Annotated in this window: 23 protein-coding genes; 4 read left to right on the top strand and 19 right to left on the bottom strand. The window is 63.4% G+C overall.

Annotated elements, in window-relative coordinates; translation table 11 throughout:
• Nucleotides 1–22: 22 nt before the first annotated feature.
• The 13 genes from CAPI_RS03175 to ndk form a co-directional block, all read right to left on the bottom strand.
• Entirely contained in the window at nt 23–838 is an 816-nt protein-coding gene (locus tag CAPI_RS03175) for a DegV family protein (RefSeq protein WP_018016593.1), read from the bottom strand.
• Complete coding sequence (locus CAPI_RS03170; protein WP_040356529.1) at nt 838–1,485, bottom strand: histidine phosphatase family protein; 648 nt, start codon at nt 1,483–1,485, stop codon at nt 838–840. Before CAPI_RS03170 ends, CAPI_RS03175 begins: the two co-directional genes overlap by 1 nt.
• A gap of 14 nt (nt 1,486–1,499) precedes the next feature.
• Nucleotides 1,500–1,979 carry a ribosome silencing factor gene (gene rsfS / locus CAPI_RS03165; protein WP_018016591.1) on the bottom strand — a complete coding sequence of 160 codons (480 nt, stop codon included), beginning with the start codon at nt 1,977–1,979 and terminating at the stop codon, nt 1,500–1,502.
• A 78-nt stretch (nt 1,980–2,057) separates the two neighbouring features.
• The gene (nadD, locus tag CAPI_RS03160) at nt 2,058–2,672 is read right to left on the bottom strand and encodes a nicotinate-nucleotide adenylyltransferase (RefSeq protein ID WP_040356586.1); all 615 of its coding nucleotides are present in this window, start codon (nt 2,670–2,672) and stop codon (nt 2,058–2,060) included.
• A 38-nt stretch (nt 2,673–2,710) separates the two neighbouring features.
• Entirely contained in the window at nt 2,711–3,973 is a 1,263-nt protein-coding gene (locus tag CAPI_RS03155; RefSeq protein ID WP_018016589.1) for a glutamate-5-semialdehyde dehydrogenase, read from the bottom strand.
• 20 nt (nt 3,974–3,993) lie between these two features.
• Complete coding sequence (gene proB, locus CAPI_RS03150; protein ID WP_018016588.1) at nt 3,994–5,127, bottom strand: glutamate 5-kinase; 1,134 nt, start codon at nt 5,125–5,127, stop codon at nt 3,994–3,996.
• 1 nt (nt 5,128) lies between these two features.
• Nucleotides 5,129–6,631 (bottom strand): GTPase ObgE, encoded by a 1,503-nt coding sequence (gene obgE / locus CAPI_RS03145; protein WP_018016587.1) that lies wholly within the window; start codon nt 6,629–6,631, stop codon nt 5,129–5,131.
• A gap of 127 nt (nt 6,632–6,758) precedes the next feature.
• Nucleotides 6,759–7,085 carry a 50S ribosomal protein L27 gene (rpmA, locus tag CAPI_RS03140; protein ID WP_018016586.1) on the bottom strand — a complete coding sequence of 109 codons (327 nt, stop codon included), beginning with the start codon at nt 7,083–7,085 and terminating at the stop codon, nt 6,759–6,761.
• A 26-nt stretch (nt 7,086–7,111) separates the two neighbouring features.
• Complete coding sequence (gene rplU, locus CAPI_RS03135; RefSeq protein ID WP_018016585.1) at nt 7,112–7,417, bottom strand: 50S ribosomal protein L21; 306 nt, start codon at nt 7,415–7,417, stop codon at nt 7,112–7,114.
• Nucleotides 7,418–7,617: 200 nt separating this feature from the next.
• On the bottom strand, nt 7,618–10,572 hold the full coding sequence (locus tag CAPI_RS03130) for a translation initiation factor IF-2 N-terminal domain-containing protein (protein ID WP_018016584.1): 2,955 nt from the start codon (nt 10,570–10,572) through the stop codon (nt 7,618–7,620).
• A 223-nt stretch (nt 10,573–10,795) separates the two neighbouring features.
• Nucleotides 10,796–11,362, bottom strand: a complete 567-nt coding sequence (locus tag CAPI_RS03125) for a TetR/AcrR family transcriptional regulator (protein WP_018016583.1) — start codon at nt 11,360–11,362, stop codon at nt 10,796–10,798.
• 88 nt (nt 11,363–11,450) lie between these two features.
• Nucleotides 11,451–13,154, bottom strand: a complete 1,704-nt coding sequence (locus CAPI_RS03120) for an alkaline phosphatase D family protein (RefSeq protein ID WP_018016582.1) — start codon at nt 13,152–13,154, stop codon at nt 11,451–11,453.
• A gap of 142 nt (nt 13,155–13,296) precedes the next feature.
• Complete coding sequence (ndk, locus tag CAPI_RS03115) at nt 13,297–13,707, bottom strand: nucleoside-diphosphate kinase (RefSeq protein ID WP_018016581.1); 411 nt, start codon at nt 13,705–13,707, stop codon at nt 13,297–13,299.
• Nucleotides 13,708–13,844: 137 nt separating this feature from the next.
• On the opposite strand from ndk, the gene CAPI_RS03110 reads away from it, so the two are divergent.
• Together CAPI_RS03110 and CAPI_RS03105 are read left to right on the top strand one after the other, a co-directional pair.
• The gene (locus CAPI_RS03110; RefSeq protein ID WP_026156994.1) at nt 13,845–15,362 is read left to right on the top strand and encodes an AMP-binding protein; all 1,518 of its coding nucleotides are present in this window, start codon (nt 13,845–13,847) and stop codon (nt 15,360–15,362) included.
• Between the two features lie 101 nt (nt 15,363–15,463).
• Entirely contained in the window at nt 15,464–16,669 is a 1,206-nt protein-coding gene (locus CAPI_RS03105; protein WP_018016579.1) for an acyl-CoA dehydrogenase family protein, read from the top strand.
• Nucleotides 16,670–16,697: 28 nt separating this feature from the next.
• Here the strand turns inward: CAPI_RS03105 and CAPI_RS03100 are convergent, their stop codons facing one another.
• Together CAPI_RS03100 and CAPI_RS03095 are read right to left on the bottom strand one after the other, a co-directional pair.
• The gene (locus CAPI_RS03100; RefSeq protein WP_245531602.1) at nt 16,698–16,859 is read right to left on the bottom strand and encodes a hypothetical protein; all 162 of its coding nucleotides are present in this window, start codon (nt 16,857–16,859) and stop codon (nt 16,698–16,700) included.
• 60 nt (nt 16,860–16,919) lie between these two features.
• Nucleotides 16,920–17,630: an IS6 family transposase gene (locus tag CAPI_RS03095; protein ID WP_018016578.1), complete on the bottom strand. Its 711-nt coding sequence runs from the start codon at nt 17,628–17,630 to the stop codon at nt 16,920–16,922.
• A 261-nt stretch (nt 17,631–17,891) separates the two neighbouring features.
• Here CAPI_RS03095 and CAPI_RS03090 point away from each other — a divergent pair, with 261 nt between their 5' ends.
• Both CAPI_RS03090 and CAPI_RS03085 read left to right on the top strand, forming a co-directional pair.
• Nucleotides 17,892–18,773, top strand: coding sequence for a manganese catalase (locus CAPI_RS03090; protein ID WP_018016577.1), 882 nt, complete (start codon nt 17,892–17,894; stop codon nt 18,771–18,773).
• Nucleotides 18,774–18,805: 32 nt separating this feature from the next.
• Entirely contained in the window at nt 18,806–19,291 is a 486-nt protein-coding gene (locus CAPI_RS03085) for a DUF4383 domain-containing protein (RefSeq protein ID WP_018016576.1), read from the top strand.
• 496 nt (nt 19,292–19,787) lie between these two features.
• On the opposite strand, the gene CAPI_RS03075 is transcribed toward CAPI_RS03085, so the two are convergent.
• The 4 genes from CAPI_RS03075 to CAPI_RS03060 form a co-directional block, all read right to left on the bottom strand.
• Nucleotides 19,788–20,033, bottom strand: coding sequence for a ribbon-helix-helix domain-containing protein (locus CAPI_RS03075; RefSeq protein ID WP_018016574.1), 246 nt, complete (start codon nt 20,031–20,033; stop codon nt 19,788–19,790).
• A 173-nt stretch (nt 20,034–20,206) separates the two neighbouring features.
• A complete protein-coding gene (locus CAPI_RS03070) occupies nt 20,207–21,256 on the bottom strand; it encodes a replication initiation protein (protein WP_051059683.1) in 1,050 nt (349 codons plus the stop codon).
• Between the two features lie 111 nt (nt 21,257–21,367).
• A complete protein-coding gene (locus CAPI_RS03065) occupies nt 21,368–23,548 on the bottom strand; it encodes a 3-hydroxyacyl-CoA dehydrogenase/enoyl-CoA hydratase family protein (RefSeq protein ID WP_018016572.1) in 2,181 nt (726 codons plus the stop codon).
• 7 nt (nt 23,549–23,555) lie between these two features.
• Nucleotides 23,556–24,707 carry an acetyl-CoA C-acyltransferase gene (locus CAPI_RS03060; RefSeq protein ID WP_018016571.1) on the bottom strand — a complete coding sequence of 384 codons (1,152 nt, stop codon included), beginning with the start codon at nt 24,705–24,707 and terminating at the stop codon, nt 23,556–23,558.
• Nucleotides 24,708–24,752: the final 45 nt, after the last annotated feature.

Here is a 24,752-nt window from a genome sequence, read left to right as displayed (position 1 = left end):
GAGTCGCGGGATTTATCCCCAGCTACGACCTCGGCAGCGGATCATCGAACTCCGCGGGGAACACCACGGACAACCCCACGGCGCCCGGTCCCGTGTGCACAGCAATCACCTCGACGATGGGTTCCACTAGGACGCTTGAACGCTCGGGAAGAACGTGGCGCAGGGTATTCGCCAACACCTCCGCAGCCTCTTCCGCATCGGCCGCGTGTTGGACCGCAGCAAAGACGGGTTTGCCTTGCGCACGCTCAAGTACGAGCTCGGTGAGCTTGGAAAAGGCCTTGGTCTGCGTTCGGGTCTTTCCGGCCAGCTCCAATTTGCCTCCGCTGAGGCGGAGGATCGGTTTTGTGGCGAGGAGGGCAGCAGATAGGACCGCGGTGCCCGTCGATAAGCGGCCGCTTTTGCGCAGAGAATCGATCTGGCTGATGTAAAGCCAGGTCTCGGAGCGCTCCACGGTCGAGCGCGCGATGGCCTCGCAGGCGTCAAGGTCCGCTCCCTCGCGGGCGAGCGACGCTGCCGCCATGGCCGCGGCGCCGAGCGCCATGCCTGCGGTATCGGTGTCGATCACGCGGACGTTATCGGGAAAAACCGCAGAGGCCGAGACCGCCGCCGACCACGTCGACGAAAGGTGCTTGGACAGATGCAGCGCGACCACACCCGCGTCTTTTCCGCGCTCCAGCTGTCTCGCATAGGCGGCGGCAAGCTCGATGGCCGACAACCCGCTCGTTGAATCACCCTCTGCACCCTCTAACACGTGCAAGTCCACGACGGCGATGTCGAGCTCCTCCGCGATCTGCTGCGGCAACCCGGCCGACGAATCGACCACGACACGCACCGGCATTACTGCCCCGCCCCCTGGTTCCAAGCATCGAGGTACCACTGCACGTCGGTGGGATCTGAACGATCCGAGCCGTACCGCGGAAGCGCCGTCAGCTGCGACGTATTCGAATTTTTGAGGCCTTTGAGTAGCGGGTACTGCCTCTCCTCTAACCCCAGCAGGTTCGACGTGAGGGCAGAGATCGTCCCCCCGTGCGCGACGATCAGGACAGTGTTTCCTTCCCACCGCTCATAGGACTCAACGAGCTCATCGACGACGGGACGCGCCCGTCGAGCGACATCGAGCCTGCTCTCCCCCGCCGGCGGCGCCCACGCAGCATTGTTACGCCAGTGCGCGCGGATTCCTTGGTGCAACGAATCGACCTCTTCGTGGGTCCGTCCCTGCCATTGACCCAAGTGGGTCTCCCGAAGACGGGGGTCCAAGGAAATTTCCAGGCCGAGCTCGGAAGCGACGATCTCCGCCGTGCGGCGAGCCCGCATCAAATCGGAGGAGACGATTTTAGTCACCCGCGCCCCTACCAACGCGCGCGCGGCGGCGCGGGCTTGGTCCTCACCAAGCGCATTGAGCTCGGTATCTAGCTGACCCTGCATCCGCCTCACGGAGTTGTACCCCGTCTGCCCGTGACGCAGCAGGATTAGTCGTCGGCTCATCGGGACCAGTTCCGCTACAGCGCGTATTCGTCGGGACGCTCGTCCGGGCCCTCGCCGGCCAAAGGCAGATCCTCGATCGCGCCCACAGAGCGGATATCGACGTCACCGTCGAAGGATGACGGGCGCTCGTAGGGCTCAAGACCGTCGATCTCCACGACGGGGCAATCGGCGTACAGCCGGTCCAGGCCGTAGAAATCGCGTTCGGCGTCGCGCTGGATGTGGACGACGATAGAACCGTAGTCCAACAACACCCAGCGCAACTCGCGGTTGCCCTCCCGACGCTTCGGCTCGAGCCCAGCGTTGGTCATCTCGGCTTCGACCTCTTCGGTGATAGCGCGGACCTGACGCTCGTTGTCAGCGGAAACGACGACGAAGAGGTCAGTGATGCCGAGGACATCGGAAACATCAATGACGCCGATGTTGCGGCCGAGTTTCTCATCCGCCGCGCGCGCTGCGATGGCGGCTTGGTCGCGCGAAGTCTGCAGAGCAGTCAAATGACACAGTTCCTTTTGCTCAGTTAGATACGTCAGACACTTCTGGGTGGGGCTTTTCTGACATTTTCCCTGCCATTGTCACATGTCGGGGGCCTTGTGTGCCACTTCGACCCCGCCGGACGTGGCATGGTACAGCTTGTTTTTGGCGATGTACTGCACCACCCCATCCGGCACAAGGTACCAAACGGGCCGGCCCTCAGCCGCGCGTTGCCGGCAATCCGTGGACGAAATCGCCATGGCCGGGATCTCGATGAGGTGCACTCTCTCCTGGTGCTCCGCTGGAAGCATGTCCTCCCGCAGGTCGTAACCCGGCCGGGTCACCCCGACAAACTGCGCGAGGCGGAACATTTTATCCCAGTCGTGCCACGACATTATTGAGCTCAGGGCGTCCGCACCCGTGATGAAAAACAACTCCGCACCCGGCCGGCGCTCCGCCAGATCACGCAGCGTGTCAATAGTGTAGGTCGCCCCACCACGGTCGATGTCAACGCGCGACACGCTAAAGCGGGGGTTCGACGCGGTCGCGATGACTGTCATGAGGTAGCGGTGCTCGGCGGGGCTGACCTGCCGGCCCGATTTTTGCCACGGCTCCCCCGTGGGCACAAACAAGACCTCATCAAGGTCGAATCGGTCCGCGACCTCGCTCGCCGCGACGAGGTGACCGTGGTGGATGGGGTCAAACGTGCCGCCCATGATGCCGATCCGTGACACAGTAGTCTTCTCCTCCGCGCTCACGGCCGGGTCTGCCCTGTCCCCTCAAGGATCCACTTCGTGCTGGTGAGCTCGGGCAGTCCCAGCGGGCCGCGGGCGTGCAACTTCTGCGTCGAGATTCCAATCTCCGCTCCCATGCCAAACTGCTCCCCGTCCGTGAACGCCGTAGACGCGTTAAGCATGACCGCGGCAGAATCGACTCGCTGGGCAAACTCCCGCAGCGCGAACGCGTCCCGCGCGGCAATTGCCTCCGTATGGCCCGTGGACCACCGCGCGATATGCTCAACCGCCCCGTCCACCCCCTCAACCACTGCGACAGCAATGTCCATCGATAGGTATTCCCCGGCCCAATCGGCCTCGTCAGCAGCGATAACGTCACGTGCGCCGAAAGCAGAAAGCTTGTCGACGTCACCATGCACCGCCACGCCCGCGCCCTGTAGGGCCTCGACGATGCGGAGTTTGTCGGGGTCGGGCAGCGCGGCGTCGAGAAGCGCCGTCTCAGTGGCGTTGCATACGGACACGCGCCGAGTCTTGCCGTTGAGCAGCATGGCAATGGCGCTGTCGAGGCTGGCCGAGGCGTCGATGTAGAAGTGACAGTTACCCGTGCCTGTTTCGATAGTGGGGACGGTTGCCGAGGACACGACCGCGTCGATCAAGCGCGCGCTGCCGCGAGGAATGACGACGTCGACGAAGCCACGCGCCGTGACAAGGTCCCGCACGGTTTCGTGGGTTTCGCAACCCAGGAGCTGGACGGTCTGCCGCGGCAGACCGTGGGCTTCGACGACGTCTTGCAGGATGCCCGTGAGCACCTCGTTTGTTTGCCGTGCAGACTTCGAACCGCGCAGCAACGCGGCGTTGCCCGATTTCAGCGTTAGGCCGAAGACGTCCACCGTGACGTTGGGGCGCGCCTCGTAGACCACCCCGACGACCCCGAGGGGGACACGGACCTGGCGCATCACTAGTCCGTTGTCCAGAGTGCGGCCCCGCACGATCTGCCCCACCGGATCTTCTCGGTCGGCTACGTGGCGCAAGCCAGCAGCCATCGACTCGATGCGCGCGGGGGTGAGCGAGAGCCGGTCGAGCAGCGCGTGGTTCCATCCTGCCGCACGTGCCGCCTCGAGGTCGGCGTCGTTGGCACGCTCGATGTCATCGCTGTGGCTGATCAGGGCCTCGGCGGCGGCGACAAGCACTGCGTTCTTGACAGGCGCGGGCAAGGTTGCAAGGTGAACGGCGGCGCCTTTGGCTGCCTTGGCCATCGCGACAACGTCGGTGGGAGCGTTCATGCGACTCACCTTAGCTGGGGCTAGAGCCGAGAGGCGTAGTTAGATAGGTAGTCCGCGTGAATGACGGGGCGACGCTGGCTCAGCTCCAGCTCGCTGGTCTGCTTCCCCAGCATGAATTGCAGCTCTCCTGCGTCGTAGGCAACCTCCCCGCGGCCGATCGCCTCTCCGCCGGGGCCCAGGATTTCCACGATGTCGCCTCGGTGAAAATCGCCCTCGGCCTCGGTGATCCCGACCGCGAGCAGCGACGTCCCGCCGCGGGTGACGGCCTCGACAGCGCCCGCGTCGAGGCGTAGCACTCCTTCGGCATCCGCCGCGTAGAGCGCCCAGAACTTCCAGGCGGACAGACGCGACTCCGGCCTCGTGTGGAAAACAGTGCCCACCTGGGCGTCAGCAAGCGCGCCACCGATCACGGCAGCGGAGGTCAACAGAACCGGCACGCCACCTCGCGCGGCAAGGCGTGCCGCGGAAACCTTCGCGGCCATGCCACCAGTTCCTAGCGCACCCCCGTCTCCGGCGGCGACTCGTGCGAGGTCGTGGCCCGAGCGCACCTCGGTGATGAGGTGGGCGCCGGGACTGTCGGGGTTGCGGTCGTAGAGGCCGTCGACGTCGGAAAGCAAATAAAGCGCATCGGCCGCGATGAGAGTGGAAACGATGGCGGACAGCCGGTCGTTGTCACCGAAGCGCATCTCGGACGTGGCCACCGTGTCGTTCTCGTTGACGATCGGCACCGCACCCATTTGCCGCAGGCGATCGATCGTGCGCTGAGCGTTGCGGGCCCGGTCGCGGCGGCCCGCGTCCGCTTGCGTCAACAGGACTTGCCCGATCGTGCGCCCGTACCGGGCAAAGGACGCCCCCCACGCTTGGGCCAAGTGCATCTGCCCCACCGCCGCCGCGGCCTGCTTCGTAGCCAGGTCGTTCGGGCGGGCGGTCAGGCCCAGCGGAGCCATCCCCGCGGCAATCGCTCCTGAGGACACAACGATGACGTCGCTGCCCGCGGCCATGCGTACTTCTAACGCGTCGACGATGGCGTCGATCTTTGCGGGGCTGACGGCGAAGGAGGCGTCGACAAGCGATGACGTGCCGATCTTCACCACGATCTTGCGCGCCCCGGCAATGTGTGCCCGCAGCTCGTCCTGCGTTAAGGAAGATGCCATGTCAGCCCTGCCAGCGCTCCCGCTCCGCAGCTTCGTCGGTACCGTAGTCGAACTCGTCGATAAGACCGCGACGAGCCTGTGAGGCACGCTTGCGCTCGGCGGCGGAGGCGCGGTCTGTACCGTTCAACCGCGCGTCGCGGCCGCGGCCAGCCATGGTCGGGTCGCCAGCAAGCGTGGGCTCCCATTCGAAGGAAATCTCCCCGATCGTGACGGTGTCGCCTTCCTGCGCGCCCAGTTTGCGCAACTGGTCTTCCACTCCCACCTTGTTCAGGCGGTCAGACAGGTAGCCCACCGCCTCGTCGTTTTCAAAGTCGGTCTGCTGAATCCAACGCTCCGCCTTGTCTCCGGTGACGATCCACCCCTCCGGGTATTCCGGGTCGCGCGAGACAACGACGCCCTCGTGAGGCGCGTCAACGGGACGGGGCCTGATGATCTCACCCGGAGCTCCCACAGCCTTTTGCGTCGACCGGGCACGTCGCGCGTCCTGCACGACGCGGAAGAGTGCCCACGTCAGCTCGTCCAGACCTTCGCGAGTGACCGCGGAGATCTTGTACATAGGCCACCCGAAACGCTCCCGCAGCTCATCTTCTACGAAGTCCGCCAACTCGCGGGCTTCCGGCACATCGAGCTTGTTTAGCACTATCATGCGGGGACGCTGCCGCAAATCCCCAAGCCCAGAATCGTGATCGAGTTCCGCGGCGTAGGCGTTGAGCTCCTTTTCCATCGCCTCAATGTCAGAAACTGGGTCGCGGCCCGGTTCTGACGTCGCTACGTCCACCACATGCGCGAGAACCGCCGTCCGCTCGATGTGACGGAGGAAGTCGTGGCCCAAACCTCTGCCCTGGCTCGCGCCCGGGATCAGACCGGGCACATCCGCGACGGTGAACGTGTCGTGCCCAACATTGACCACACCGAGATTGGGTTGAAGGGTGGTGAAGGGGTAATCGGCAATCTTGGGCTTCGCAGCTGAAAGCACTGAGATGAGCGAGGACTTGCCGGCCGAGGGGAACCCAACGAGTCCAACGTCCGCCATGGATTTGAGCTCGAGGATCAGCTCGTGCGCCTCCCCCGGCTCCCCCTTGAGCGCAAACCCCGGGGCCTTGCGTTTCGCGGTGGCCAGGGCCGCGTTGCCCAGCCCGCCGAAGCCACCCTGCGCCGCGACGAAGCGTGAGCCGGGCACAGTGAGGTCGGCGATAATTTCCCCCTCCGCGTCGCGCACCACGGTCCCCACCGGGACCTCGAGGATGAGGTCTTCGCCCCTCGCACCGTTGCGGTGGTCACCCTCGCCGTTGGCTCCCCGCTTCGCCTTCAGGTGGGGGCGGAACTGGAAATCCAGCAACGTGTGAACCTGCGGAGAAACAACGAAGACGATATCTCCCCCGTGCCCGCCGTTTCCACCGTCCGGCCCGCCCAGTGGCTTGAACTTCTCGCGGTGGACGGAGACACAACCGTGCCCACCGTCCCCTGCTTGGAGGTGCAGGAGCGCCCGGTCGACGAATTGCACTGGGTTCCACCTTTCGTGGTCGGGGTAATGGGGGCGATTCTACTGAGGGCGGGCGCGAAAGCACCCCGCCCGGTAATGCAAAAGTGGCACCACGGCCGGAGGCCACGGTGCCACTGTTGGGAACGTCTTAGGCGGTTGCGCCTTCGGGCACAACACCCGCAGCCTCAGCGGCCTCGAGGACCTCGGCTGCAACGCCCTCGCCATCGGCGGGGACGATGTTGACGACACGACGGTTCTTCTTGATGCCAAACTGCACGGCACCAGCGGACAGCGCAAACAGGGTGTCGTCGCCACCGCGGCCGACGTTGTCGCCCGGGTGGAACTTGGTGCCGCGCTGGCGGACGAGGATCTCGCCGGCCTTGACCTGCTGGCCACCGAAGCGCTTCACGCCGAGGCGCTTGGACTCAGAGTCACGACCGTTCGAGGAGCTTGATGCACCCTTCTTGTGTGCCATTGTTGTCTCTCCTTAGGTGGGAAGGCTTACTTGATGCCAGTGATCTTGACGGCGGTCAGCTTCTGGCGGTGGCCTTGGCGGACCTTGTAACCGGTCTTGTTTTTGTACTTCAGGATGTCGATCTTCTTGGCCTTGCCGTGCTCGACGATCTCGGCTTCGACACTGACCTTGGCCAGCTCATCCGCGCCGGAGGTCACGTTTGCTCCGTCGACGAGAAGAACCGGGGTGAGTGCAACCTTGTCGCCTGCTTCACCCTCGATCTTCTCGACCCGGACAACGTCGCCCTCGGCAACCTTGTACTGCTTGCCGCCGGTCTTGACGATCGCGTACATAGAGGGTTACCCCTTATCTAACTCGTACGCTTCCGGCATGCGGCGAAAGCGTGTGGACGGAAAAATTCTGAGCGCCTTGGGGGCGACACCTAGAGCCCGCCGTGCCCGCATGCGTGGGCATCAAGGCGGACGCGCCCCAAAGCAGCGACTGCCCAAGGCTACACCGGGGAGGTCTAGAAATCCAAACCGCTACCGGGCCGCTACCGGGCCGAGCTGCGCCGAGTCGCCCGACGCCTCCCCCGGCCCTGCGGCTTGCCCTCACCGCTGCGGGCCGAGCCGTCCGAACGGGCATCCGCACGGGCATCCGAACGGGCATCCGAACGGGCATCGTGCGCCGACGTACCCTGTGTCTCCTTAACCTGCACTGCCTGGCCCTGGATCGGCGCGGCGCTTCGTGCGGCACTGCGCCGAGTGGCGCGACGGCGCACCCGCCTCTCTCGGGGCACGGTGGCGCGCTCCTCGCTGCTTTCCGCGGCGCCCGTGTCCTCGCGAGAGTCACCGCCAGATTCAAACTCTTCCCTCCGCGGCGCGTGGTCGGAGCGGGAGTTTCCGCGGGTGCGGCGCTTGCGCCGCGGCGAGGCTTCGAATTCGGCAACCGCCTGCTCGTAGGCCTTCTCGGACTCCTCAACCGGGGCATCTTCGCTCGGGGCATTTTCGCTTGACGACGTCTCCGAGCCTGACTCCGGAGCCATACCCCCGCGTCCGCGCCCGCTGCCCCGGCGCCCGCGGCGGCGTCCGCGCTGGCCCTGGCGGCGTTCCTCTGTCTCTACCTCTTTTTCTGCCTCGCCTTCCTCGGGGCTGGGCCCCAGCACGGAATCTGCGAGGCGTCGGAGATCCTCCTCGTCCCGCTCGGCGGGGATGGCCGGGACCTCAGGCTCCTTCGTAGCCGGCGCGGAGCGCTGGGCCACGCGCTCAGCGGCCTTTTCAGCGGCCTTCTCAGCGGCATGATCCGCATCGACGGGGTCCTCGGCAAGGATGATGCCCCGCCCCCCGCAGCACTCGCATTCGGTGGAGAACGTCTCGAGCAAGCCCGTGCCCAACCGCTTGCGAGTCATCTGGACCAAGCCAAGCGAGGTGACTTCGGACACCTGGTGCCGCGTGCGGTCCCGGCCCAGGGCTTCTTTCAACCGGCGCAAGACCAAGTCGCGGTTCTCGGGCAGGATCATGTCGATGAAGTCGACGATGATCATGCCCCCCATGTCGCGCAACCGCATCTGGCGCACGATTTCCTCGGCCGCCTCAAGGTTGTTTCGCGTCACGGTCTCTTCCAGCGATCCACCCGACCCCGTGAATTTGCCCGTGTTGACGTCGATGACGGTCATAGCTTCCGTTTTGTCAATGACAAGCGTGCCACCGGAGGGCAGCCACACGGAACGCGCGAGCGCCTTCTGGATCTGCTCGTCCACGCGGTAAGTCTCAAACGCGTCCTTACCGCCGTGCTCGTCGCGGTCGTAGCGCTCGAGCCGGTCGACAAGGTCGGGGGCGACGGATTCCAGGTAGGCAGACACGACGTTGTAGGGGCGGGAGCCGTCGACAATCAGCGACGTGAAGTCCTCGTTGAACAGGTCGCGAACAACCTTGACCAGGAGGTTGGGTTCTTCGTAAAGGGTGACGGGTTTCGCCCCCTTGGAGTTCTTTTCCTTCTCCGCGCGCTCCTGGATCGCCTCCCACTGGCGATGCAGGCGCGTCACGTCGGCTGCGATCGCGTCCGCTGGGACACCCTCCGCGGCGGTGCGGATAATCGCCCCGCCCTTGGCGGGGACCACCTCGGCCAGGATGTCTTTCAAGCGCTTGCGCTCGGGCGCCGGCAGCTTCCGCGAAATCCCGGCGCTGCGGCCGCCCGGGACGTACACCAAGAACCGACCCGCGAGGGAGATTTGCGTGGTCAGGCGCGCTCCCTTGTGGCCGACGGGGTCCTTCGTAACCTGCACGACGATTTGGTCCCCGGACTTCAGCGCTTGTTCGATGCGCCGCGAGCGCCCGCCAAGGCCCGCCGACTTCCAGTCCACCTCGCTGGCGTAGAGCACACCGTTGCGCCCCTGCCCGATGTCGATGAATGCGGCCTCCATACTGGGCAGCACGTTTTGCACCCGGCCGAGGTAAATGTTGCCGATCATCGACGCGTTCTCCTCAGAGGTAACGAAGTGCTCGACGAGCAATCCGTCCTCGAGAACCCCCACTTGCGTGATCCGCCCCGGCCCGTCATGGCGGTTGCGCTCGCGAACGACCATGGTGCGCTCGACGGATTCGCGACGCGCCAAGAATTCCGCCTCCGAGACGATCTTGCTGCGCTTGCGCCCCTCCTCGCGCTGTTCGGAGCGCCGGCGTCGTTGTGCTTCAAGCCGAGCCGAACCTTTAATGGGCTTTGGTTCCGTAATCATGTCCGCGGCGTCGGCCGCGTCGAAATCTTCGCTGTCACCCTGACCGCGATCGAGCACTTCTTCTCGACGCCTCGAGCCAACCCTGGGCGGCCGCGCCTCAGCGGGCTCTGGTACGGACTCTGCTGAGGGCTCTTCCGAGGACTCCGCTGCGGTTGAGGCGCGGCGGGCGCGGCGCCGGTCGGCGCGGGAGGGTGCCTTAAAAATAGGTGCCTGGGTGAACCCCCCCGCGGGCGCCGGAGTCACGTCTGGCTCGACATCCTCTAGGAGCTCGTCGGAATCGTCGTCCGGCTCTTCGCCGCGAACCTCCTTCACTGTCGGCTCCGCCACCTCCACCGGCTCCGCTTCCGCGCTGAGCTGCGCTTCGACCTTCTCCTCGATCTGGTGGATCTCGTTTTCCACATCTTTGCGCACGCGGTGCCGGATCTTCTCGTCGGCGTCCACGTTGACCCCAGACGGCTCAGACGGCTCAAACGGCTCAGACGGCTCGAACGGCTCGAACGGCTCGGCCAGAGCGGGTGCGGACGTGACTGAGGCGTTTTCAAGGGCGTCGAGAAGCTGTTCGGCCTCCGCTCGAGTCAGCGTTGACTGGGCGACCTTGACGATTCCGAGCTCATTGAGGGCCACCACAAGATCTTTGGAGGGGCGGCCGAGCTGTTTGGCCAGCGCGAAGACGCGGATCTTCGCTCCCGCTTGGGCGAGAATCGAGCGGTCAATGGGCGCGGTCGCTCCGTTCCCACTCGTGTTCTTAGTTGTGGACTCGTCGCTTTGTGCCACGGACACTCTCCTAGTATGCAGCCCGCGACCTGGCCTACCGGGCGCTGGCGAGAAAGTCGTCGCCGCCGCCGCACAGTACACCCGCGGTCGCAGGGAAATGTATGGAAGTCTGCCAGCGCATCCCCCTTCGCAGTCCCCGATCAAGGAACGTGGTAGCTACAGGAATGATGCACCTGCTGACCATTGTGGCACAAGCAGGGCGAAAGGGTCGTTTCCCCGTTGGCTAGCGCAGGACGGCGATCACGGCGCGCTCCGAGGCGGCGACGGGATCGCGCTCAGCGTGGCTGAACAAAATAGTCGCCCCCACGAGCGCGGCCATCGCCTCGTGCGGGTCAGTGGAGGAAAACTCGGTTCCCCGAAGCAGCGCGAGAAGCAGCTCTGCGGTTCCGGCAATCTGCCTTTTCAATTGCGAGCTGGAGTCCGCACCCGTTTCACGGTAGGCGTCGACGCAGGCGGCGAAAAAGCCCATCAGCAACGACGGGTGACCGGCAGACACGATGTCAATGACCGCCCGAGCCACAGCCTGCGCGTCTGCAGGCGCGGGGGGATCGGCCATCACGTTCTCCGCACGCTCAACCCGTCGCGCGTGGATGGATTCGAAACAGGTTGTAATCAACGTGTCGCGATTGGAGTAGTAATACCCGACGGAGCCCACGGGAACCCCAGCCTTGGCCGCGACGTTGCGGTGAGTAACCCCCCGCAACCCCTCGCGGAGCATGAGCTGAGTAGCAGCCCGGAGGATTGCCTCGCGTTTACTCGCCGCCCGCGCCTGCTCGGTGCGTTGAACCACGTCCCACCTTTCTCCCGTCGCGACATCTCGTATGCACCTTAACTTATAACTAAGGGACGGGATAGCGGGTGGGTTCAAGGATGTTCGGCTAGACGTACCCGGCGCCGACCTTCCACAGGCGCGTCAGGGCGAGGTTGACGGGCGAGTCCGGCACCTCATAGTCGGCAACTCGGTAAAACTCCATCGCCACCTCGGTTGGGCGAATCCGGGCGACCGCGTAGCCGTGCGCGTCGAGGTCGACGTGATTGACGGCCGGATTGAGGCTATGAAGGAAATTCTCCGCGAGCAGCGAGACGGGGTTGTCCTCCGGGTAGTAGACCTTCGTGTACGTCGTTACCGTGTCTCCCACGTTCGCCGCGCTAATTGACGACGTCACGAGCTCGCACCCGATTTCGCGACCATTGTGGACGATCGAGTTTGCCCACTCGGTGTGAATATCGCCGGTGAGGAACAGGACGTTCGCATCATCGGCGGCCAGCTCCTCGAAGAGACGGTTGCGTGCCCATACAAAGCCATCCCACTGATCGGGGTTAATCGGAATACCCGACACGAGAGTGGAGAAATCATCGATGAGCCGGTTAACCAAGGCAGCCTCGGAACTTGTTTCGGTCAACATGCCGAGCGTTAACGGGGCGATCATCACTGAGTTCCCCATCACATTCCACGTAGTAGTGGAGTTGCGCACCACCGACGACAACCAATCAAACTGCTCGGGCCCGAGCATCTCCCGGCCCTCAGCAGTGGCGCGAAAGCGCGACGGGTCCGCGTCGCGATACGTGCGCAGATCCATCATCGTGAGGTTGACGAGCGTCCCGAACTGCAGGCTGCGGTAGAGATGACCCCCCTTCGAGGGCTGGGTGGCTCGCACCGGAAGCCATTCGAAGTAGGCCTGTTGCCCCGCGTTACGGCGCTCTTGCCACGGTCCCTCCGTTGCCTCCGTGTGGTTTTGTGCGCCCTCTCGCCAGGAGTCGTTCGCCGTTTCATGATCATCCCAAATCACAATCCAGGGCACGGCAGCGTGGGCACGCTGCAACTCGAGGTCCTGCCTGTAGCGACCATGTCGCACCCGGTAGTCGGTCAGCGTCACCGTCTCGTTTTGCGGCGAATGCACCCGGGAGACGCCGCTTTTACCGACAAACCCACCCGTGGCGTATTCGTAGATGTAGTCACCGAGGAAAACGACGGCGTCGAACTCGTCGTGCTCCGCCCGCTCGGCCATGTCCCGGTAGGCGGCGAAGTACCCAGCTTCCCAGTTCGCACAGGACGCGACTGCAAACGTGACCTCGTCGACGGCGGCGTGGTAGGCCGGAGCGGTCCTCGTCCGCCCAACCGTGGAGTACACATCGTTGTAGCGGAACCGGTAGTAATAAACTGTCCCGGGTTCTAACCCCTCCGGGTCCACATGGACGGTGTGATCCTCATTAGCCGTCGTGGTGGCGGTTCCAGAGCGGACGACATTGCCAAAGTCCGGAGTGGTGGAGACTTCCCAGTCCACTGTCGCGTCTGCGCCAAGACCGGAACCGGGGGTCGCCTCGGGGCTCACGGTCACTCGGGTCCACAGAATTACAGAGGCAGGAGTGGGATCACCTGATGCCACCCCGTGCATGAAATGAGAGTAAGTGGACTCGGGCGCGCCAGGCAGGTGGCGAGCGTTTGCGATTGAGGAACCTGTCACAGTGGACGAGAGTTCGGACGACTGTTGTGCGGATGCGTATGGGGCTACCGCCGCGGTTGCGGCGGCCAGACCGGAACCAACGATGAAAGAACGGCGGGGCAGAGAGTTGTCAGGCATGCGCTCAACCTAAGTCGCGTCCCCACCTGTCGCAACACGTGCGCGTACTGTTTACGCGACCGTCCCTGCTCGTTTACCCAGCGTTCATGCACGGCGCCGTGCGCTGTGGCCGCGTCGCTATGAAGCGTCGCTGAGTTTGACGCTACTTGCCAGGGAACCAGATGGCGATTTCGCGCTCGGCGGACTCGGCCGAATCCGAACCGTGCACAACGTTTTCTGCTACGGAGAGCGCGAAGTCCCCGCGAATGGTGCCTGGCTTCGCCTTCTCAACCGGGTGGGTCCCGCCGGCGAGTTGGCGCCACGCGGCGATAGCGGATTTCCCCTCCACAATCCCGGCCACGAGCGGGGCGGAGGTGATGAAGTCCACCAGCTCGCCAAAGAACGGCTTGTCCTTGTGCTCTGCGTAATGCTTCTCGGCGGTCTCGCGATCGGCGGTGCGCAGGTCCAGCTCGACGAGCTTGAGGCCCTTGCGCTCGATGCGGGCGATGATCTCGCCGACGTGGCCGTTGGCGACGCCGTCCGGCTTGATCAGGATGAGAGTGCGTTCAGTCATGGTTCCACACATTACTGAATGCGGGACCCGGGCGCGGCTGCCACGGGCGTCGGCAAGCGAAAGAATGCCTCGCCCGATATTGCGTGTGCTACACCTGTAAGAACAGTGCGACCCACATCACATACCGGGAGGTTCCGTTGATCTACCCCAGCCCCTACCCTAGCCTCGAGATCCCCGACACGGACGTCTTCGACCTCATCTTCGGCGGCCTGACCGAGGAGGACGCGGCACTGCCCGCCGTCACCGAGCTGTCCACGGGGACAACGGCGACCTACGCCGAGCTGAAGGCCTACGCCGAGTCGATCGCCGGTGAGCTCGCCTCCCGCGGCATCGGACCCGGCGACGTGGTCACCCTCCAAGTGCCCAACTCGATCAACTACGCGGCCGGCCTGCTCGGCATCATGCATGCCGGCGCCACCGTCAACCCCATCGGCATGCTGATGAATCAGGCGGACGTCGAGCACATCGTCTCCGCCTCGCGCTCCAAGCTGTTTATCGGCCCGACCGACCTCGAGCAGATCCCGCAGATCTTCTCCATGGAGCTGCAGTCCATCGCGCAGCACCGCCACCCGGCCCCGGAGCTGCGCATCGACCCCGCCTCCATGGCCGCCGTCCCCTTCTCCTCGGGCACGACCGGGCTACCGAAGGGGGTGCAGCTCTCGCACGGCAACCTGGTGTCCAACATCCTGCAGGTCGACGCCATGGTCGACCTCAGCGGCATCCGCCCCCAGGCGAACACCCTGAGCGTGCTGCCCTTCTCCCACATCTACGGGCTGACCGTGCTCCTCCTCGGCCCGCTGTACCGCCGCCACCACATCTTCACCATGCCCAAGTTCGACATCGGGCTCTTCCTAGGCGCCCACGCCAAGCACGGCATCGAGCTCACCTTCATCGCGCCCCCGATGGCCATCGCCATGGCGAAGGGCCCGGAGATCGACCCGACCTGGTTTGCCGACTCGAAGCTGATGGTCAGCGGTGCCGCGCCTATCGACGCCCCCATCATGCGCGCAGTCGAGGACCGGTTGGGCACGAAGGTGGTGCAGGGCTGGGGCATGACCGAGGCCTCTCCCCTCGTGGCGCTCAACCTGCACGGCGACGCCGACTACTCCAGCGTGGGCAAGCCCACTCCCAACACGGAGATCCGCCTCGTGGACATCGAGACGCTCGAGGACGTCGAGGAGGGCCAGGAGGGCGAGGTTCTCGTGCGCGGCCCGCAGGTCATGCAGGGCTACCTCGACAACCCGGAGGCAACCGGGAAGACCCTCGTGCAGGACGGCTGGCTGCGCACCGGCGACATCGCCCGCGTCGGCGAGGACGGCGGCCTGCGCATCATCGACCGGGCTAAGGAAGTGATCAAGTACAAGGGTTACCAGGTGGCCCCCGCCGAGTTGGAGGCCCTGCTGCTGACCCACCCGGACGTCAACGACGTCGGCGTGGTCGGCGCCGAGCGCGACGGCCTGGAGATCCCGCGCGCGTTCGTCGTCAAGCGTGAAGGCTCCGATCCCTCTGCCGAGGAGCTCATGGACTGGGTCGCGGAGCGCGTCACCCCCTACAAGAAGGTGCGCGCGGTGGAGTTCATCGACGCGATCCCAAAGAACCCGACCGGGAAGATCCTGCGCCGCGAGCTGCGCGAGGTGCCCTGGCCCGGGGAGTGAGGCGCCGGAAAAATTGTCGCTACGAATCCGTTGCATTTAGGTGCGAGGTGCGTCACAATACAATGAGAGAACGATCTACCTAACACGCTTGGAGGGCACTCATGGGTGACGCACCCGCATTCAAGGAGTTTCAGGACATCCCCCTGGATCCCCGCACCGATTACTACGCCTTGTTCGCCGATGTTGACGGCGCAGACCTCGAGTGGTGGAAGAAGGCCCGCGAATTCGCCGACTGGGCGCGCCCCGGCATCAACGAGGCTTGGGAAAAAGCTGAGTACAACATCCCCGGTGTCGAAGAAGCCGCCCGTCGAGGATTGATCCGTGACGGCATCAGCATTGAGGGTGAACCCGAGATGTCCATCCGCGCGAAGCGCCTCATCGGCTTCGAGCTCTCGCGCCTCGACGCGTCCACATCCACTGCCCTGGGTGTGCAAGCAGGACTAGCCATGCAGTCCATCAACATGCTTGGTTCCGAGGAACAGAAGGCGACATACCTAAAGCCCATGTCCAAGATGGAGATCCGCGGTGCCTTTGCGTTGACCGAGCCCGATCATGGCTCCGATTCCATCGGCTTGGAAACCTCCGCTGTGAAGGAGGGCGACGAGTGGGTTATTAACGGGGAAAAGAAATGGATCGGCCACGGTTCCGTCGGCCACATCGCGGTGGTGTACGCGCGCATGGAGGACGGCAATGTCGGAGCCTTCATCGTCGACCAGGACGCCCCCGGGTACGAGGCCGAGACCATCACCGGCAAGGCCGCCCTGCGCGGTATCCCTCAGGCACACATCAAGCTCAACAACGTCCGCGTCTCCGACGACCGCCGCCTGCCCGGTTGCCGCTCCTTCCGCGACGCGGCCAAGGTCCTCATGGCCACGCGTATCGGCGTCGCCTGGAGCGCTTTCGGTTTAGCGGTTGACTGCTACGAAAAGGCCTTGAAATACGCCTCGGAGCGTATCCAGTTTGGCCGTCCCCTGATCAAAAACCAGGTCATCCAACAGCGCCTGGCAGACATGCTGATGGACGTGACCACCCTCGGTTTATTCTGCAAGCGCTTGCTCGAGCTTGAGGAGGCCGGAACGATTACCGAGCAACAGGCCGCCCTAGCCAAGGTCAACAGCACCCGAGCTGCCCGCCGCGTAGCCGCCAACGCCCGGGATATGTTTGGCGGCGTGGGCATCCTGTTAGAAAACGACGTCATGCGGCACATGGCCGATGCCGAGACTTTGCACACCTACGAGGGAACCGACACCATGCAGTCACTCATCGTGGGCAAGTCCATCACCGGCGTCAGCGCGTTTACCGGTTAAGCAACTATGTCCGAGACCGCCCAGGACCTCATCCTGTGGTGGCGTAACGGGCGGTGGGAGCGCCGTAGGAGTCGGTCTTGCCCTGGGTGACGTAACCACGCACACGCCTAGCCATGGTCTGACGATCCCGCATCGAGGGCATCTCCGCTGCCCTGCCGTCGCCGCCTTCGCGCTGGGGGTGCTGTTGCAAAGTTGGGCCAGGGTCGAAAAGCCCAACCTCAAGACATTAGTTGTCCTTGCTCCGGGGTGCTTAAGCTGTCTCGAATATCCGGCTGACGATCACCGCGTCCGGGTTCGGGTGCCCGTAAGCAAACATCGTCCCCTGGCCTTTCCGTAATGAATGCATCGCTTCCATCCCTTTCAACGTCCGGTAGGCGGAAATTCGGTTTTTGAACGCTCCCTTCGGCCCCAGGATTCTTTTAAGTCGGCCATGATCTCCCTCGAGAACGTTGTTCAGGTATTTCACCTGCCGGTGCTCCACCGTCTGAGGGCAGATTCCCTCCGCCTTCAGCTCGGATATTGCCTTGGCCAGAGCTGGTGCCTTGTCGGTGTTGATGACCCGCGGGGACCCGGCTGTCGTATTCGATCGCAGCGTCTTGGCCAGGAAACGCTTGGCCGCCGCGACATTGCGCTTCGGAGAGAGATAAAAGTCCAGGGTCTGCCCACCGGCGGTGATAGCCCGGTAGAGATAGCACCACGTGCCGCCGACCCGAATATAGGTCTCATCCACCCGCCAGGACCGGGCCTGCCAGTCGGGTACCTGCCGGTACCACCGAGTGTGCTTATCCAGCTCAGGGGCGTATTTCTGCACCCATCGGTAGATCGTGGTGTGATCGACCGGCACACTCCGCTCGGTCATCATTTCTTCGAGATCGCGGTAGCTCACCCCGTAGCGGCAGTACCACCGCACCGCCCACAGGATGATGTCACGGGGGAAATGCCGACCGGAGAAGATGCCCATGGCTCTGATTATTTCACGCCGGTCTTTCTACTGCCCCAACTTTGCAACAGCACCGCTGGAAATCGATACAATATGGGGCAACCCACAAAAGCTAGTGGGTGTGACATGAGGGACCAGTAGCACTGAAGCCCTTTCCGTTTTCTTCCCACCCAAGGGTCGAATCTTGGACAGACGGTGAGGGTGCACAGTATTGGTTGCTAAATCCTTGCCAGTTACAGGAGAGGTGGCAACTCCGAAGACTATTTTTAAGGAGATAACAACATGTTCTTTCACAAGCAGACGTTGCAGTACCCAGCAAAACCAGAAAAACCAGACGCTGTCTACGCCCGCAAGCTCCAAGAGGTGATCGGTGGTCAATACGGTGAGATTACCGTGGCCATGCAGTACAGCTTCCAGGCCTGGAACTCTCACATCCCGGGTAAGTACCGTGATCTGCTCTTTGCCACGGCCTCCGAGGAATTCGGCCACATCGAGATGCTGGCGACTATGGTCGCCCAACTGCTGGAGAAAGCTCCGCTGGGCATCACCGAGAAAGCCATCCAGGAGGACCCAGCGGTGGCAGCCATCATCGGTGGCACCGATCTACAACAAGCCATTGTTTCCGGTGCCGGCGCCCGCCCAGTCGACAGCATGGGCAACCCGTGGAGTGGATCGTATGTCACCGCCAGTGGCAACCTGCTGGCGGATTTGACCTCTAATATCAACGCCGAGATGCAGGGGCGCCTGCAGGTCGCCCGTTTGTACCACATGACCGATGACCGCGGAGTTAAGGACTTACTTGGTTTCCTTCTAGCACGCGACACCATGCACCAAAACCAGTGGCTGGCCGCTGCTCGGGAGCTACAGGCGGAGGGCAATGAGACCCTGCCGGTCCCCAGCAACTTCCCCAAGGGCAAGGAGCACGAGGAGTTCTCCTACCAGGCCCTCAACTTCTCTGACGGCGCACATATGTCCGAGGGATCCTGGGCGTCAGGTGAAGCACCGGACGGCCTGGGTAAGTTCACCTACGTGGACACCCCACCAGAAGGCGTGCCGATGGCACCGCCGACTCACCCCGATGCGCGTTTCTACGGCACCACTGAGCTTCCTAACACCGTAGAAAAGATCGCAGGCAAGGTCCAGGAGAAGTTCAACAAGGAATAAGGCAATTTCCTTCATCACAGAAAGGTGCCATTATGACAACTAAGAATCAGTCCGATACACATACACCACCTGCTAAACGCACACCCATCCAAATCGCCGCCCTCCTCTACGGCATCGTTTTCCTTCTGGTCGGTATTGCCGGGTTCATCCCCGGTGTGACTCAGAACCTGGGTGATCTGCAGTTTGCTGGCCATGAAGGCCACGCGATGCTGCTGGGCGTTTTTCATGTCTCGATCCTGCACAACATTGTCCACCTTCTCTTCGGCGTAGCTGGCATAGCACTAGCACGTACCCCAGGTTCTGCTCGCCAATATTTGTTGTGGGGTGGCATCATCTACCTGGGACTGTTCCTCTACGGACTGTTCATCGACTATGACTCCGCAGCGAATTTCGTGCCACTCAGTGATGCCAACAACTGGCTGCACCTGGGTCTTGGTGCGACCATGGTGGGTTTGTCTTTCCTTCCCCGTCCTAAGCGCACTGCCCGCGAAACCTCGGGACCTGTTGTCACGGGGTAAGTTCTGTTTTTCACCACAATCGACTGACGGCCCCGGTCTCCCCGGGGCCGTCAGTTTTATGAGAGCTGCTTGAACAGATATCAGAGCGGTCGAGACGCTGGGGGGCAGGAGTAGTCACCGTCCCACCATATCCAGCAACGCCACACCCGGAGCCGAAATCCGCCAGCGGTCGCGGTTCGACGAGAAGCGGCTTGTTCTGCCGGGTGACGACTGCCCTCTAAGGGCGCCCCTTAGGCAACCGTCGACTCACCGAGCGGTTACCTAAGGAGATCGACGTATTTCGACCGCTCTATCATTGCGTGAATCAGCAATTCGTCCCCGTCGGAGGCGACAACCACGACAGTCTCCAAAAGTCGGGCGTGGGTGTCAAACCCGAGACGTAGTTCACGCCATTGCGCGGGATCATCGTCAAGGGGTGCGACCCATGTTGGAAATAAAGCGGCATGGATGCCGTCTTCCTCACTGATGCCGTGCTTGGTGGCAGAGGCCGCCACCCTCATGCCACGGTGAGAGCGGTGATCGCCTGGCGCATCATCTCTGAACGCGACAGATGCTTTTCGGCTGCGATCCTGTCGAGCGCCTCCAACTCCTCCGGGGTGAGACGAACCGTAACCACCTGGGAAGCTTCGGGGCCACGACCCGGACGCCCCCGCCCGCGCTTCTTCAGCGCATCGACGTTATAACCATCCTCCGCCTCGGCAACCCAGGCGTTCAGCTGCTTCTCTGTGATATTAACAGGCATGCAATTATCGTATTACGGAATTGGGGGCATGTCGAGCATCTCGCCCAATCGCTTTGAAGAAGTTACCGGCAGCACCCCTGTAACCCGTTACTGTCTCACCGAAAAAGAAAACAACATCACACTGCCCAAGGGGGCAGGGGAACCGTATATTGCTTACGGCTCCGCTATTTAAATTACTTCTTAGCGGGCCGCCCTCGCTTTCGAGAGATGCCTAGTTCTTTCCGTAGCTCATTGACTCTCCTCACTGAGAGGCCCAATTCGTTTGCTACCTCTACGCTCGCAGGGTCATAGCCTTCCCTCTTGCGTGAAGACACGTAAGCGAGAACACGGCCTTTGTTTTCGCCTGTACTAAAGCTTCGCTTCATATTGGCGGTTTTAAGTTCGGTTAGTGCGCCCTTCGCATAGTCACTTTCCCGATCCGACCATCGCTGCGCGGCTTTTTGGCCGCCTCTGCGGCCCATGGTGGCCAGGGCTTTGCGCTGGCTTGTGGTGGCGTAGCGGGCGGTGGGTGTGCCGTAAGAGTCGGTCTTGCCCTGGGTGGCGTAACCGCGCACACGCCGCGCCATGGTCTGGCGATCCCGCATCGGCGGCATCTCCGCTGCCCTGCCGTCGCCGCCTTCGCGCTGGGCGATGTTGTAGGCGCGCTCGTAGGCGTCGATGATCGCCGCGTCCGTCATCCGCTCCCCCGCCGCACGCAGGCGGTGCGCGGTCTTCAGGGCATGGCGGAAGGCTGTCTCGTCGCGGGCGGCGCGTCCCGGGTTGATCCAGCGCACCAGCACACCATCGATCAGATCCGGGTTGTAGCGATCCGTCTCCTCGCCCATCTCGACTTCGATCTCGTCGGCGATCGCGCGGAAAGCCTGGGCCTGCTCGCGGCGTGCCTTGACCGTCTCGATGAGTTCGCGCCCACTGGAGAACTCCTGGCGGGGGGAGACGTACTGGGGCTCGTCGGTCACCTCGCGCACCTCCCTGATGAAGTCGGACAGCCGGTCAATGCGGTGCTGCTGCCGGTACCAGATATAGCGATCGGGGCTATCCCCCATGTAGAAGGGGCTGCGGCTGAACCGGTGGGCGAAGTTCGGATCGTGGTCCAAAAACCCGCCCAGGGTCCGGCTCGTCGCCGCCAGAAGCGCCATGTTGGGCGATTTCCCATCCTTGTCGGCGTAGACGGGGTCAATTAGCCACAAGCACTGCGCCTTACCGCTCAAGTGGTTGATGCCCACCCAGGCCGGCCCGAGACCGCGGTCAACGAGCTGGAAGGGCCACGCACGACACCGGAGACATCGCGCTGCGGGCTCAGAAATGGGCGTGTGTCCAGACGGTTGAGTACGGGCCTAGTTGTGCAGCGGCTTGCGCGTCTTTGCCGTGTGCTCGGCGCGGTCGGCGTTTTCTTGACGTGCCAAAACGTCCGAGGCGGCGTCAACTTGGCGGTCGGCCAGTTCGGACTCCGTCGCGGTGCCCTCACCGGTGTACACCTTCGCCAACGCCGCACCGATTGCTTTGTCCGTGTCGGAGCCCTCGGTGTACTCGAGTCCCTCGGAGGTGAGAGGCAGCTCGGCATCCTCAGGAGCGATGTAGCTTGGCGCCAGCTCACGGGCCAGCTCCAAGGCCTGCTCGACGACGTGGTCCGGGCTCATGACCACGCGGTCCTCTGCGCGCCAGAAATCGACGGTTACGGCCGGAACCGGTTTGACGTTGAGCAGCGCGTTGTACGCAACCCGGTGGGCGTCCGGCACGCCTAGTTCAAGGAGGCGTTCGAGCAACCGAACGGGCCCCGACCAGGCCGGGAAGAGACCGACGGAGCGTTCTGGGAAGCCCACGCGCGTCTCTCCGTGGATGACGGAAGCGTCGGTGTGCAGCAGCAGCTCCATGCCACCGCCGAGGGCCACACCGCGCACCGCACCCACGACCGGATACGCGGCGCGGCGCAGCGCATGCAGTCCATTGATCCCTTGGCGGATCGTCGCCTTACGGGCGGCCTCGTCACCGTTCGGTCCGGAGACTTCAGCCAGTCGCGGCAGGCTTGCCCCCGCAGAAAACGCGCGTTCTTCGTCGTTGACAATAACCAGGGCCTTTAAGTCCCACTCGCCCGCGTGGGTAAACAACTCCGTGACGTCGTCCGTGGAGGAGTTCATTGGCGTCTTGTAAACAAAGACCCCGACGCCGTCTTGTAGCTTGTACACAGTCGCGCCGGCATTTTCGGCGACAACCTCGGCGTCAGCCACAAGTTCGGCAACCCGCACAACACCCTCTCGGCTCGCACGCTCAGTCAGCTTCCCATCGGTGTTCAGAACCTTGCCTTCAGCGTAGAACCCGCCGGCGGCGCGGGCCGCCTCGAGTAGTGCCGGGGAGGCGTCGAAAAGCGAGGCTACGTACTCGAGACCGATGGAGTCGGCGAGGGCGAATGGGCCCTTCTTCCAGCCGTAACCGAGCTCGATCGCGATGTCGATTTGATCGACGGTGTCCGCGATCTCGGCGGCGGTGTCGCAACAGTACTGCAGGGTGACGCGGAAGACCTCAGCAGCGTAATCACCCTCTGGCGTGCCCGATTCCATCAGCTCGCGGGCACTCTTCGGAACCTCGTAGCGCTGTTTAGGACGGTAATCATGGGAAGCAAAGTCGTAAACTTCGTCGCGACCCCGATAGAACCCGGATTCTGCCGTGCTGCCGGTAAAGCCTTTCTCCAACAGCTCCTTAAACTGAGCGGTGTCGGTCACCCCATAGTTCTGCATCGCGTCATCGGCCGGCAGGGCCGCGAGGAGCGAGCCCCAGATGTGGGGTGCGACCTGCAGGCCCACGTAATCGAAGAGACCGAAGACGCCCGTGCGGGGAACGCCGAAGGGACGCCCGAAAGCAACGTCCGCCTGCTCGGGGGCGATGCCACGGTCGAAGGCCACCTGGGCTCCCACGCCCATCCAAAACGATCCAATACGGTTCGCGATGAACCCCGGAGTGTCACGGCAATCAACGACAACCTTGCCCAAGTCACGCTCGAGAACCTGACGCAGCGTTTCTGCGACCTCAGGCCGGGTGTCGGGGCCTTGAACCAGTTCGACGAGGCGCATCACGCGTGGCGGGTTGAAGAAGTGGGTGATGGCAAAGTCAGCCTTGAACTCATCGCTGGCCTCTCCCAGCAGCGTCTCCAGCGGAATCGTCGACGTATTGGAGGTCACGGGGGTTCCGGGTCGTCGATGCGCGTCGACCTTGGCGTAGGTATCCCGCTTGACGGAAATGTCCTCGAAGACGGCCTCGATGATCCAGTCGGCTTCCGCGAGCCGGTCCAGGTGGTCCTCGGTATTCCCCGGGGTCACGCGCTCGGCGTACTCGGGCCGCGCGAAACCGTGTCGCTTAACCTGCGTTTCCACGCCTTTGCGGGCGCGCGCGTCGCGGTCCTCTCCGTCAGCCGGAAGGTCCAACAGGTGGACCTTGATTCCGCCGTTGGCCAAAAGGGCCGCAATGCCGGCACCCATGGAACCGGCGCCGAGAACTGCTGCTGTTGTGATCGGTGAAGACATGAGTCGTTTAAACCTCCAGAATGAGTGCAATACCTTGGCCGCCGCCGATGCAGGCAGTGACGAGGCCGTACCCGCCGCCGGCGTCCTTGAGCGAGTGGATGAGCTTCGTAATGAGGATGACCCCCGTCGCGCCGATCGGGTGGCCCAGTGCGATGGCCCCGCCGTTGATATTCGTCTTGTCATTGTCGAATCCAAGCTGGTCGCTGACCGCAATAGCTTGGGCTGCGAATGCCTCGTTCGACTCGATGAGCTTAATGTCGCCCAGGCTCAGACCGGCCTTCTCGAGCGCCTTCGGCACCGCCACGACGGGTCCGAGCCCCATGAACTTTGGGTCGCAACCCGCAACACCCCACGACACGATCCGCGCAAGTTTCTCGTGCCCGTACTCCCGCAGACCGTCCTCGGTGGTCAGCACCAGGGCGGCTGCGGCATCGTTGATGCCCGAGGAGTTCCCGGCCGTGACGGAGCCTTCCTTGCTAAACGACGGGCGCAGGCCCGCCAGCTTTTCCGCCGAAGTCTGGCGCGGGTGCTCATCGGTGGCGAAATCCCCCACAGCCACAATTTGTTCGTCGAAACGACCCTGCGCGATCGCCTCCGCGGCGCGCTGCTGCGACTGGAGCGCGAACTCGTCTTGGCGTTCGCGGCTGATGCCGTACTTCGCCGCGACGTTTTCGGCGGTGATACCCATGATCCCGTTGCCGAACGGGTCCGTTAGCGCCCCCGTGAGCCAGTCCACGAGGCGGCCGTCACCCATTTTGCGACCCTGGCGCATGCCCTCGACGGAGTACGGCGCCTGGCTCATCACCTCAACACCACCGACGAGGCTGAGTTTGGCGTCCCCAGTAGTGAGCTGCTGAGCCGCGCTGATGGCAGCCTGGATGCCCGACCCGCACAGACGGTTCACGCCAAAGGCATGAGAGCCCTGAGGTAGTCCTGCTGCAAGTGCCACCGCGCGAGAGACGTAAAGGTCTTGTGGCCCCGTGGTGACCACGTTGGCCCACACGGAGGAGTCGAATTGGTCCGCCGGAGTGCCTGATCCTTCGATGACGGCTTTCGCGATGTGCGCGCCCAAATCGATCGTCGAGAACTTCGAAAGCGAACCACCGAAGCTCCCCACCGGGGTCCTTTTCGCCTGTGTGATGTAGACCTGCTCTGACATGTGGCTCCTTAGCGTCCGGAAATGCGCGTTACAATTTCCGTCGAG

The sequence above is a fragment of the Corynebacterium capitovis DSM 44611 genome (assembly GCF_030440535.1).
GTDB lineage: Bacteria > Actinomycetota > Actinomycetes > Mycobacteriales > Mycobacteriaceae > Corynebacterium > Corynebacterium capitovis.
The sequence above is the reverse complement of the archived record's forward strand: the minus strand, read 5'-3'. Positions and strand labels throughout refer to the sequence as shown.